The 4455-nt window shown below is 67.7% G+C and carries 5 protein-coding genes, 4 tRNA genes and 1 pseudogene; 7 read left to right on the top strand and 3 right to left on the bottom strand.

Annotation, left to right across the window (positions count from 1 at the left end; genetic code table 11):
• Positions 1-191 (top strand): annotated as a pseudogene (locus tag HMPREF0591_RS27670) (MBL fold metallo-hydrolase); the annotation flags it as partial.
• On the opposite strand, the gene HMPREF0591_RS27675 reads toward HMPREF0591_RS27670, so the two are convergent.
• Together HMPREF0591_RS27675 and HMPREF0591_RS27680 are read right to left on the bottom strand one after the other, a co-directional pair.
• Positions 186-1022 (bottom strand): enoyl-CoA hydratase/isomerase family protein, encoded by an 837-nt coding sequence (locus HMPREF0591_RS27675; RefSeq protein WP_007172089.1) that lies wholly within the window; start codon positions 1020-1022, stop codon positions 186-188. The pseudogene HMPREF0591_RS27670 and the gene HMPREF0591_RS27675 overlap by 6 nt on opposite strands.
• A 56-nt stretch (positions 1023-1078) precedes the next feature.
• Positions 1079-1372: a hypothetical protein gene (locus HMPREF0591_RS27680; protein WP_007172090.1), complete on the bottom strand. Its 294-nt coding sequence runs from the start codon at positions 1370-1372 to the stop codon at positions 1079-1081.
• A 137-nt stretch (positions 1373-1509) separates the two neighbouring features.
• Between HMPREF0591_RS27680 and HMPREF0591_RS27685 the strand changes: the two genes are divergently transcribed.
• Entirely contained in the window at positions 1510-2487 is a 978-nt protein-coding gene (locus HMPREF0591_RS27685; protein WP_040624255.1) for an Acg family FMN-binding oxidoreductase, read from the top strand.
• A 36-nt stretch (positions 2488-2523) separates the two neighbouring features.
• Here the strand turns inward: HMPREF0591_RS27685 and HMPREF0591_RS27690 are convergent.
• A tRNA-Val gene (locus HMPREF0591_RS27690) sits at positions 2524-2595 on the bottom strand.
• 181 nt (positions 2596-2776) lie between these two features.
• Between HMPREF0591_RS27690 and HMPREF0591_RS27695 the strand changes: the two genes are divergently transcribed.
• From HMPREF0591_RS27695 to HMPREF0591_RS31540, 5 genes are all read left to right on the top strand, one after another.
• Positions 2777-2849, top strand: a tRNA-Gly gene (locus HMPREF0591_RS27695).
• A gap of 28 nt (positions 2850-2877) precedes the next feature.
• A tRNA-Cys gene (locus tag HMPREF0591_RS27700) sits at positions 2878-2951 on the top strand.
• Positions 2952-2965: 14 nt separating this feature from the next.
• Positions 2966-3040: transfer RNA gene (locus tag HMPREF0591_RS27705), tRNA-Val, on the top strand.
• Between the two features lie 430 nt (positions 3041-3470).
• The gene (locus HMPREF0591_RS27710) at positions 3471-3815 is read left to right on the top strand and encodes a hypothetical protein (protein ID WP_007172093.1); all 345 of its coding nucleotides are present in this window, start codon (positions 3471-3473) and stop codon (positions 3813-3815) included.
• A gap of 62 nt (positions 3816-3877) precedes the next feature.
• On the top strand, positions 3878-4455 hold a 578-nt coding region (locus tag HMPREF0591_RS31540; protein ID WP_208857810.1), incomplete at its 3' end, for a zinc-ribbon domain-containing protein.

A 4455-nucleotide genomic window follows, 5' to 3' on the forward strand; every position in this document is an offset into this window, starting at 1 on the left:
CGCTGACGCTGACCGCGGCGCGCGCGGCCGCCGCCGCCGAGGTGCTGGGCGCACGGGTGGTGATACCGGCCCACGTCGACGGGTGGGCCCATTTCACCGAGGGCGTCGACGAATTCGCCGCGGCCTTCGACCAGGCCGGGATCGGCGGCCGGTTGCGGGTAGCCCCCCACGGGGAGTGGATCGACCTATAGCCGCCCCTCGACCCGCAGGTCCGGATGCACCCAGTCCGGCGAGCGGCGTTCCTTGAAGGCGCGGAAGCCCTCGCGCGCCTCGGCGTCGCTGAGGCTGCTCGTCATGCCGATGCGGTCGTAGAGGCCCAGGTAGCTGTCGATGCTGGACTTGATCACCCCGCGGGCGCGCGGCGCGGTGCGGCAGCACTGCGCGAGTAGCTCTTTCGCCGAGTCGAGCAGGCTTTCGTGCGGCACGACGCGGGTGACCAGGCCCCAGTCCAGCGCCTCGACGGCGGTGAGCACCCGGCCGGTGAACATCAGGTCGCGGGTGCGCACCGGCCCGATGACCCGGGTGAGCATCTGGCTGTAATAGGTGTCGGCGTAGCCGCGGAACAGCTCGGGCACGCGGAAGGTGGCCCGGTCGCTGACCACCGACAGGTCGCTGCACAGCGCGATCTGGAACCCGCCGCCCTGGCACAGGCCGTTGACCGCCGAGACGATCGGCTTGGCCGAGGTGCGCACGGTGTCGAACGGGGTGACGTCCATGCCGAGCGCGCCGCCGAAGGTGATCCAGTTGTCGGTGGCGCCCCCGCCGCCCATGTCGCCGCCGGGCGCGAAGACGTCCCCGGTCCCGGTGATCAGCAGGCCGGCGAGATCGGGATCCTCGTTGACCCGGCCCACCGCGTAACGGATTCCGAAATACATCGCGGGCGTCAGGGCGTTGCGCGCGTCCGGGCGATCGATGGTGCAGACCGCGATCGACCCCTGGCGCTCGAAGGCGAGGTAGGGCGTGCCGAGCCAATCCCCCTCGGGCGGGCGGGGGGTGTCGCGGGTCGGGGGAACCTGGGCCACGGGATTCCTCTCACGTCGGTCGCTACTGTCGCTCTTACAGTAGCGGCGGCGGCCCGCTACAGATACGTCAGCGTGGCGGTGCCGGTGATCGCGGACGCGTCGGCGATCACCTCGGCCAGTTTCACCTGCAGCGTGGCCGTGGCCTCCCCCACCGGCTTCTCGCAGAATCGGCAGCTCGTCGTGAACTGCGGCTGCTCGTCTTCGTCGGGCCAGAACCGGCGCGGCCCCACCATGGCGCCGGGATCGAATTGGACGGCCTGGTGCGGGGCGTCCTTGAGGATCCGGCCCACGGGGTGGCCCTGCGGGCATTCGAGTTTGAGCGTGCCGATGCCTTCGGAGTTGCCGACCATGGTTCACCGTCCTTGCCAGATTGGTTGCCTACCGATTGTCGCCGGTACGGGCTGTTCACGTTCGCGCTGGGCAAACTCGGCCGACAATAGGCTGCGGAAGTGACATGCTCGGGGCCAGCCAACGAATTGAGGTCGACATGCCAGCCCCCCTGGTGGACACCGGTCTCCTCGAGGACGCGGTGCGCTCGGCGTGCCGCGCGCCGTCGCTGCACAACAGCCAGCCCTGGCAGTGGGTGGCCGGCGGCGGTCGGGTGGACCTCTTCCTCGATGCGAGCCGGGCGATGGTCTCCGACCGGTCCGGCCGGGAGGCGCTGATCAGCTGCGGCGCCGCGCTCGATCACCTTCGGGTGGCGCTCGCGGCCGCCGGGTGGCGGGCGCGGATTTCCCGGTTCCCCGACCCGGCGGACCCGAACCACCTGGCGTCCGTCGACGTCATCCCGGCCCAGGACGTCACCGACGACGTGAGGCGCCGCGCCGGCGCGATCTGGACTCGCCGGACCGACCGACTGCCGTTCGTCGCGCCGATGAACTGGGAGGCGTTCGAGCCGTCGCTGCGCGGTGCCATCGACGGCGATGCCGTGCACCTGGACGTGATGGCCGACGAGATGCGCGACATGCTGGCGCAGGCGTCGTCGGTGGCCGAATCGGTGCGCCTCTACGACCAGGCCTACCAAGAGGAATTGCACTGGTGGACAGCGCCTTTCGAGGCGACGGAGGGTGTTCCGTACAGTGCGCTGGTGTCGCCGGCCGAACGGGAGCGCGTCGACGTGGGGCGGACGTTCCCGACGACGCATGACCCCGAACGGCGCACCGAGGTCCCGCGGGACGAGTCGACGATTCTGGTGCTGTCCACCGACGACGACACTCGCCTGGCCGCGTTGGTGTCCGGCGAGGCGCTGTCGGCGGTGTTACTGGAATGCACGATGGCGAACCTGGCCACCTGCCCGGTCACGCATGTCACCGAGCTCAAAGTCACGCGCGAGATGATCGCGAACCTGCTGGACGAGGGCAGGCGGCCGCAGGTGCTGGTCCGGGTGGGGCTGGCGCCCGCGGCCGAGCCGCCCGCGCTGACGCCGCGACGGCCGCTCAGCGAGGTTTTGCGGCTGCGGGATTGAGTGGCGGTCCGACGGGCCCACCTGCGTCTTTACTTGTGGTCCCGGCTGGGATCGAACCAGCGACCTTCCGCGTGTGAAGCGGACGCTCTCCCACTGAGCCACGGGACCGGCGCCGAGAGGCGAACGACGTCGAAGATTAGCACGAGCCCGGTGTCGACAGTACCGGCCCATATGCCCCTCTACGGCTCTGCGTTAGCCTGGACACGGCTTGTACGGAGAAATTTGTATGTGCCCGCTCACGTGGACTATCGTCGTGCTTCGCACCGGGCGACGATCTCGTCCGAGGCGCGCGGATGTAGCGCAGTTGGTAGCGCATCACCTTGCCAAGGTGAGGGTCGCGGGTTCGAATCCCGTCATCCGCTCGAAGGTGCAAGTGGCATCAATCCCAGCGGTGGAGTGGCCGAGTGGTGAGGCAACGGCCTGCAAAGCCGTGCACACGGGTTCGATTCCCGTCTCCACCTCCAGCTTTGGAACCCCGGCGCGATTAGCTCAGCGGGAGAGCGCTTCCCTGACACGGAAGAGGTCACTGGTTCAATCCCAGTATCGCGCACCACGGTTGACCTGCGGTTTCGTCCGCAGGATTGGCCTGCGTGACCTAGATATGACCTGAGTGGGTGCAAAACCCGATAGCGGTTGTGTCACGTGGCCGTTCATTACTCGTGATCCACGGCCGATGACCAACGCGACCAGATCGCGCGATTCGTTCATCGACGAACCGCAGTTTGCTGCTTGCCGTCCCCGCACCCGTTGGCGCCATTGCCGTGCTCGTTGGCAACTCGACGACAACAGCAAAGCCACCTGTCCACCGGGGGTCGCGTTCAGCGCGTCGACGACAGCGTCGACGTCGAGGGAGTCCGGCGAGCCGCGGCGTTTGTTCCGGTCCCGACATATGTCCGATTCCGGCATTTGCGCTGATAGCGATATATGTACGAATTGTCCTGCACCCCTTGGCAATTGGATTCACATAGGGTTAGCTTCGGTGCATGACAACCGCCTCCAGCACCCCGCCGGCCGACCCTGAATCCGCCGCGCTGGACCTCCTCGTCCAAGCCGCGGAAGACGCGACGGGCAGCACCGCGTTTCGCGCCGTACTGCAAGACCTCGCCGGCCTACTCCACGCCGACGACGCACTCGCCGGCCTTGCGTGGGCGGACGCTCAGCTGGTCGCCGCCGCGGTGTCGTTTGACGTCTGCACTGCGGCGGATCCGGTCGGATCGCTGCGCCGCCGTGCCGCTGCGGTGCGCGCCGGCCGCCGCCCTTGCTGCGCCAATCCCGCTGGCATCGCCCAGGCGCTCGACGCCGCCGCGACAGTGCTGGCCGTGATGTGATCGGGCCTAATGTTGTACTGATAAGAACCACCCGACCTCCCCCCGGCAAATTCGGATAATGCATGGCAACCGACCTAACGAGCGGCGACAACTTGCTTGCCGCCCTGTATCCCGAAGTCGCGAGCGAGTGGGACGCAGAGGCGAATGCGCCGCTGACCGCGGCGATGATCACTGTTGGCAGTAAGAAGAAAGTCGCCTGGATCTGCGGGAAGTGCGGGCACAAGTGGCAAGCTCGCGTCGGTACTCGCACGCGCGGCGGCCATGGCTGTCCCGCGTGCGGGCGCATTGCCGCAGGAAAGGCTAAAGGCGCTCCGCGGCCGGGTGAGTCGTTGGCTGAGAAGCTTCCTGAGATAGCGGCCGAATGGCATCCCACATTGAACGGAGAGCTGACGCCAGCCGACGTCGGCTACGCGAGTAACAAAAAAGTGTGGTGGCTATGCCGCAACTGCCGTAACGAGTGGCAAGTACCGGTCGCTAGTCGTTCTGCCGGCGCATCCTGCAAAAAGTGCGCCAGCCGGACCACGGCTCTACCGAAACCGGGAAACTCGCTCGCTGAAAGGAACCCACGTGCCGCCGCGGAATGGCATCCCACGCGGAATGGTGACCTGGCGCCGGCCGATGTTGCCTTCTCACGAAAGGA

It is taken from the genome of Mycobacterium parascrofulaceum ATCC BAA-614 (genome assembly GCF_000164135.1).
GTDB lineage: Bacteria > Actinomycetota > Actinomycetes > Mycobacteriales > Mycobacteriaceae > Mycobacterium > Mycobacterium parascrofulaceum.